Annotated in this window: 9 protein-coding genes; 6 read left to right on the top strand and 3 right to left on the bottom strand. The window is 43.3% G+C overall.

Translation table 11 applies throughout. The annotated features are described in order from the left end of the window. Nucleotides 1–364: 364 nt before the first annotated feature. The 3 genes from LFYK43_RS12815 to LFYK43_RS13080 form a co-directional block, all read right to left on the bottom strand. Nucleotides 365–430 (bottom strand): hypothetical protein, encoded by a 66-nt coding sequence (locus LFYK43_RS12815; protein WP_229717963.1) that lies wholly within the window; start codon nucleotides 428–430, stop codon nucleotides 365–367. A 433-nt stretch (nucleotides 431–863) separates the two neighbouring features. Beyond that, entirely contained in the window at nucleotides 864–962 is a 99-nt protein-coding gene (locus tag LFYK43_RS05120) for a type I toxin-antitoxin system Fst family toxin (protein ID WP_229717961.1), read from the bottom strand. Nucleotides 963–1,304: 342 nt separating this feature from the next. Continuing rightward, on the bottom strand, nucleotides 1,305–1,391 hold the full coding sequence (locus LFYK43_RS13080; RefSeq protein WP_369692898.1) for a type I toxin-antitoxin system Fst family toxin: 87 nt from the start codon (nucleotides 1,389–1,391) through the stop codon (nucleotides 1,305–1,307). Between the two features lie 312 nt (nucleotides 1,392–1,703). Here LFYK43_RS13080 and LFYK43_RS05110 point away from each other — a divergent pair, with 312 nt between their 5' ends. From LFYK43_RS05110 to LFYK43_RS05085, 6 genes are all read left to right on the top strand, one after another. Further along, nucleotides 1,704–1,910, top strand: coding sequence for a DUF1659 domain-containing protein (locus LFYK43_RS05110; protein ID WP_124976069.1), 207 nt, complete (start codon nucleotides 1,704–1,706; stop codon nucleotides 1,908–1,910). Nucleotides 1,911–1,946: 36 nt separating this feature from the next. After that, entirely contained in the window at nucleotides 1,947–2,174 is a 228-nt protein-coding gene (locus tag LFYK43_RS05105) for a DUF2922 domain-containing protein (RefSeq protein WP_124976067.1), read from the top strand. A 64-nt stretch (nucleotides 2,175–2,238) separates the two neighbouring features. Further along, a complete protein-coding gene (locus tag LFYK43_RS05100; RefSeq protein WP_124976065.1) occupies nucleotides 2,239–3,156 on the top strand; it encodes a GH25 family lysozyme in 918 nt (305 codons plus the stop codon). A 107-nt stretch (nucleotides 3,157–3,263) separates the two neighbouring features. Then, the gene (locus LFYK43_RS05095; RefSeq protein ID WP_124976063.1) at nucleotides 3,264–3,707 is read left to right on the top strand and encodes a PTS fructose transporter subunit IIA; all 444 of its coding nucleotides are present in this window, start codon (nucleotides 3,264–3,266) and stop codon (nucleotides 3,705–3,707) included. Between the two features lie 4 nt (nucleotides 3,708–3,711). Next, nucleotides 3,712–5,139, top strand: a complete 1,428-nt coding sequence (locus LFYK43_RS05090; protein WP_124976061.1) for a fructose-specific PTS transporter subunit EIIC — start codon at nucleotides 3,712–3,714, stop codon at nucleotides 5,137–5,139. 98 nt (nucleotides 5,140–5,237) lie between these two features. Then, nucleotides 5,238–6,398, top strand: a complete 1,161-nt coding sequence (locus LFYK43_RS05085; protein ID WP_124976059.1) for a MalY/PatB family protein — start codon at nucleotides 5,238–5,240, stop codon at nucleotides 6,396–6,398. Nucleotides 6,399–6,406 lie beyond the last annotated feature (8 nt).

Here is a 6,406-nt window from a genome sequence, read left to right as displayed (position 1 = left end):
CCCCCTTTTGGGGCAGTTGCCACTCTATAATTATACAACAGGAACTTTTGTTCGTGATATATTATTTGAAATTGATTTATTCCAATTGCAGCAAAAACTTGGAACAAAACCACCAAGTCTGCCTCTCAATAATTCCGCAGGTTCTATCAAGTAGGAGAACGGTAAGTTGAAGTGAAGGTATCTGTGGTAACCATCATCCTACTTTTTGAGCGTACCTAATGTGTTGACAAGTATCATTTTTTTATGTAAGATAACAGTGTAAATTTGGTCAACAAAATATCCACAATACCCCAGCCTAATGTTAGTAGGTTGGGGTATTTTTTTCACTATGTAAGATAGCGTGTGAGGTTGGAAGGCAACTTATCTATCGGTCACCATGTCGATCGTTCTTCTCCAGCCAATGTTTGAACAATTCGAGACAGATTCCCACAATTATGGGAGCGATGACCAGCGTCAGCAATTTGGCTAACAAAATATCCACCCCCTTTTGGGGCAGTTGCCACTCTATAATTATACAACAGGAACTTTTGTTCGTGATATATTATTTGAAAATGATTTATTCCAATTGCAGCAAAAGTTAGGATATTTTTTCACTATGTAAGATAGCATGTGGGGTTGACTAGCAAGTCGCCAATACTTATCACAGCGACGGAGCCTAAGCTTTAGTATCCGTTTTCAAATGCTGACCTACCGCGCTTTAAAAGGTGATCGCTTTTTGTTGACAGATTTAAAGACCTATAGTACTATTACCTTGTAATCAATGATTATCTGCATTTAGTACCACAATACCCCAACCTAATTGCGATAGGTTGGGGTATTTTTTGCACTATGTAAAAATAGCGTGTGGGGCTCGCTTAGTAACCTTAATGCTTATCGTGTCGATCGTGTTGTGCGAGCCAGTGTTTAAACCATTCGACACTAACCCCAACAATAATCGGGGCGATAATCAATGAAATGATCATCTGCATTTTAGTACCACCCCCTCTCAGGGTAGGTTACCAATAAAATTATACCGCAGGAACTGATGTTTGTGTAAACATTTTCAAATAAAGACGAAAGGTTTTTTTGCAAAATTAAATATCATCCCTGCAAGTCTCGTTAGCTGGGACGATGGTAAGTTGATTTTAAAGCAGATGAGATAGAGAGTCAAGGAACCGATTAGTGCTGGGCTGATAGCGCGGTTGCTAATATGTTGACATTTTTCAGGTATATTTGTAGAATGTGTTTGACTGTTAAAAGATTCACAATATTGTAGCCTGTAGCTACCAAGCTGCAATGTTGTGTGAGGTTGGAAGGCAACTCAGTTAGCAGTCAACATGTCGATCGTTATTCTCCAACCAGTGTTTGAATAACTTAAGACAGACACCCATGATAATGGGCGTGATAGCCAAAGCCAATGACAATGATTTGACTATCAAAATACCCCAGCCTACTGGTCATAGGCTGGGGTATTTTTTCGAAATATTAAAAAAGTGTGTGAGCTTGGATTTGAAATTGATTTATTCCAATGGCAGCACGAGGCTGGGGCAAAATTACTAATGCTGTCTGCAAAATATGGGCTGGATCATGGTGAGATAAAATTTCTCACTATGGTTCAGTCCTTTTTCTTTGACCCTTTGACATTTTCCTCCTTGATTTCGTTAGTAAGGATGTAAGGCGCGCGGCTTGCAAAAATAAAGTGTTGGACAAGGAGGTTTATCATCATGAATAAACAATGGAAAAAGACGGGGATCAAGGTTCAAACGATCAAGGAAGACGGCGAATACAGAGCCCGGGGTTTTAACAACTTGAGTGCTGATGCCAGTCCCGAAAAAATCAGTCAGTTTGCCCAAATCATTGGTCAATTGACCGGTGAACCAGCTGCTGAAACAGTCTTGACAGTGGCCAGTGTGCTCACTGCAGCAGAATAATAGAATTAAGCAAATTCAGAAAGGAAGTTATCAACCATGAAGTCATTAGATTTAATCTTTCGCTCAGGTGTTAATGGCAATTTGCGCCATTTAAAGTTGGCTGACGTGAAATCAAACTTGGACGCTGACGCAGTCAAAGCTGCCATGCAGACGATCATCGATGCCAAAATCTTTGTCGATAAGGATGGCGCGCTCTTGTATGCCACACCAGCTTCGGCAGTTTATATTGATGAAGAAGATCTTGTTTTGTTTGAAGAAAAATAAGGTCAGTGACACAGCCCTGATGTGATGAGCATTGGGGCTTTTTCTATGAAAGGAAGGATCAGCCATGTCAGCAAAATTTATTGATGTTGCCAGTTACCAACCAGAGACACTGGCTTATTTTCAAGCGGCAAAAGCGCTGGGGATCACTGGTGTTGTGGTTAAAATTACTGAGGGCAGCGCCCAGGGTACGAATTATGTCAATCCTAAAGCCAAAAAACAGGTTCAAAATGCAAGAAAGTGCGGTTTAACTGTGAGCGGCTATCATTTCTTGCGCTCGATCTCAGTCAGTGATGCCAAGCAGGAAGCTCAATTTTTTGTCAAAGAAGCACAAAAGGTCGGCTTGAACAAGGGGTCAATGCTGGCAATTGATGTGGAGGCTGGAGATTTGACCCATCAGCCAGCTGCATTAACAGATCAAGTGAATACCTTTGCGGCGGAGCTGAAGCGCCTCGGCTATGGCAAAGTCAGCGTCTATGCCAGTACCAGCTGGTTTAAGGCAAGGTTGCTTCGTAGCAAACTCCTGCCACAAACTTTGTGGGTCGCTAGTTACGACACCAAGGATGCAGGCATTTCGTGTGCGGCTTGGCAGTATACTGATCGGCAACTCATTGCTGGCGCAAAAACAGATGTCTCGGTTGATTACTCTGGGCTGTTTACTGGCAATGGACCAGAGCAAGTGCAAAAAGCAGTGGTAAAACCAGCAGTCAAAAATACCTGGGTCGATGACTTTGGCGTGACCTGGCATCAAGAAAAAGGAATTTTTGTTAGTCAGCAAGCAATTTATTTGCGGTGGGGTGCCAGCACCAAATCGAGTCAAATCGCATTGTTGCCAGCTGGTTCAGGAATCAAATATGATGCCTTCGCCCATTCTGGCGGCTATGTCTGGCTCAGACAACCACGTGGGAAGGGACAGTTCGGGTATCTGGCTACAGGAAAATCTGCTAATGGGCAAAGGGTGGATTGCTGGGGGAAGTTTATTTAGAGTTTTGCAAGCGCTTTTGTCACAACTGAGTGACAAAATGCTCCTTAAACTACGCCTCACCCTTAGTTAAAATGAAAATGAAGAATAGGGAAAGGTGATGGTGCGCGATGTTTGCTGAAGAAAATATATTTTTTGATGTTGACGGACAAAGCGAGGAAGAAATATTAAAAACACTGGCGGAGAAGGCATCTGATTTGGGTGCGACTAAAAAGCCCAAAAAAGTCTATAAAGATTATCTCAGACGAGAGAAGGAGTCGACAACAGGGTTTGGCAACGGGATCGCGATCCCTCATGCTAAAAGCAAGTCTGTACTACGTCCGACAATTCTCTTTGCGCGTTCAGAAAATCAAGTTGAATGGAATGCTTTGGACGGGAAACCCGTCAATAATTGGATTTCGATTTTAGTTCCTGAAGAAGATTCGCAAGTGCACCTGAATTTATTAGCGAAGTTAAGCAGAAACCTGGTGCACGAAGAATTTGTGGCTGGTTTAAAACAAGGAAGTCAGAGTGAAGTTTACCAACTGATTGAAAAAGTGATTGGGGAGGCGTAATGTGATGGAAAAAATCGTTGCTGTGACCAACTGTCCCGCTGGAATTGCACATACTTATATGGTAGCTGAAGCTATTGAAAAAGAAGGCCAGCAAAGGGGCTATGAGGTCCACGTTGAAACACAAGGTGCTGCCGGTGTTGAACACAAACTGACGGCCGACCAAATTGCCGCAGCTAATTATGTGATCCTTGCTTTAGGTAAGGGGATGTCGAATGAAGACCGGCAAAGATTCGACAGCAAAAAGGTTGTGGAACTGCCAGTCTCTGATGCTCTGAAGAATGTTCCTGATCTGTTGGATCATTTAGATGAGCGAGCAGAAGTTTATCATGCATCCAAGGTGAAGCTGGGTTCTGACCAAGAAGCCGTGCAGACTGGGATCATCAGTCACTTGATGGCAGGTGTTTCTGCAGCCTTGCCATTTGTCATTGGCGGTGGGTTACTATTAGCCATTGGCAGTATCTTGATTCAGTTCGGGATGCCCAATGTTGCTCCTAAAGACGGAAACTTAGGCTCCTTAGCCTGGGTTTTGAATAATGTTGGGCAACTAGGATTTACCTTCATGATCCCGATTATGGGCGCTTATATTGCCAATTCAATTGGGGATAAGCCGGCCTTGGCACCTGCTTTTCTGACGACCTACTTGGCAAACAGCCCAGATCTGCTGGGGACTAAGACTGGTGCTGGTTTCTTAGGCGCCATCTTCTTGGGGATCACGATCGGTTACTTCGTCAAATATTTCAAACGGATCAATATTGGCAAGACTTTCCAGTCGACAATGGGCTATCTGATCATTCCGTTCGTGACTTTACTGATTTTTGGTTTATTGACTTACTACCTGATTGGACCATTTGCTGGCTGGGTCATGGGAGCTTTGATCAAGATCTTGAATAGTATCCCGACTTCGATGAAAATTATTGGCGGCTTTGTGGCAGGCTGTATGTTAGCCTTTGATATGGGCGGTCCAGTGAATAAAGCGGCGTGGTTCTTCGGTTTCTCACTGCTGAGTTCTAAAGTCTATACCTGGTATGGCATCGTCGGAGTAGTGACTGTCATTCCACCGATGGCTGCGGCAATCGCAACCTGGCTAAAACCAAATATGTTTACCAAGCAGGAAAGAGAATCTAGCCTGCCAGCCTTTTTGGTAGGGATGACCGTGGCGACCGAGCCTGCGATCCCATACGCCTTGGCAGCACCAGTTCCAATGATTGCAGCGAACACTTTAGCTGGCGGGATCGCTGGGGCGCTCTCGATGGTCTTAGGGGTTAAACGAATCGCACCAGGTATTGGTGTTTTTGATCCTTTACTGGGCTTGATCTATCCGTGGTTTAACTACTATGTTGCTTTTGGGATCGGATTGATTTTAAACGTCGTGTTCATTTTGTGGTTCAAAGGAGCCTGGCTTAAGAAACAAAGAAAAGCAGCACAAGGATAGCTGAAATTATTAGACAGCAAGGGACATTACGAACATACTAAAGGTATATTCGATGTCGCTTGCTTTTTTTGAAGTTAAATAACTGGAGGAAATTTAAAATGGAATATGACTTTGATCAGGTAATTGACCGGCATCACACCTATAGCACCCAGTGGGATTATACTGCTGATCGTTTTGGCAGTAGTGATGTGCTGCCTTTTTCAATTTCAGATACAGACTTTGCGGTTCCTGAGAGCATCCAGGAGCGATTGAAGGCAAGAATTGAGCACCCGATCTATGGCTACACCCGCTGGAATAATCCTGAATATAAAGCTAGTATTGTGAACTGGTTTAAAAACAGAGACGGGGTAGACGTCGATGGCGATTGGATCTCATACAGTCCCAGTGTTGTTTTTTCAATTGCCTCTTTTATCAAATTGATGTCAGAACCAGATGATTCAGTGGCAGTTTTCACTCCGATGTATGATGCCTTTTACAATGTGATTTTGCAAAATGACCGGCGGCTGGCACCAATTGTGCTTGGCAGTGCCTTTGAAAACTATCAGATAGACTGGGATACACTTGAAACTGTCTTGGATCAGGAAAAAACGAAAATCTTGCTGTTGACCAACCCGCATAACCCGACAGGTAAGGTTTTTTCACGGACTGAGCTTCAAAGAATTGTTGAAATCTGTCAGAAAAACGATGTGTTCATTATCTCGGATGACATTCACCGTGATATTGTATTTGCACCGAACCACTATGTGCCTTTGACAGAAGTGACCCACAAGAACATGGTCCTGTGTTGTTCTTGTTCCAAAACTTTTAATACGCCGGGTTTAATTGGCTCCTATCTTATTGAACCAGATGAGGATCTGTTACAGAAATTCGCGGTAGAGCTAAAAGGCAAGAACGCCTTATCCTCTGTCAGTATCCTAGGGATGGAGGCGCAAATCGGGGCATATGCAAATTGCGAATATGTGGACCAGTTGGTTGAATATGTTCACCGCAACATGCAATATTTAGAAGAATTTTTCAAGGATGAACCGTGGGGGATGAAATTTATAGTACCCCAAGGAACATATCTAGCCTGGATTGATGTTAGAAATTGCCGCTTTGATGCTCAAGAATTGCAAGAATCATTAGTGAATAAGGGACATGTTGGCATCATGTCGGGTGAAAATTATGGAAATAGCGGCTTTTTAAGGATGAATATTGCTTGTCCCTTGACAAAAGTTCAACAGGGGTTGCAGGGAATCAAGGCAGCTCTGATAGGTTAAACTTAGAT

The sequence above is a fragment of the Ligilactobacillus salitolerans genome, assembly GCF_003864415.1.
Lineage (GTDB): Bacteria > Bacillota > Bacilli > Lactobacillales > Lactobacillaceae > Ligilactobacillus > Ligilactobacillus salitolerans.
The sequence above is the reverse complement of the archived record's forward strand: the minus strand, read 5'-3'. Positions and strand labels throughout refer to the sequence as shown.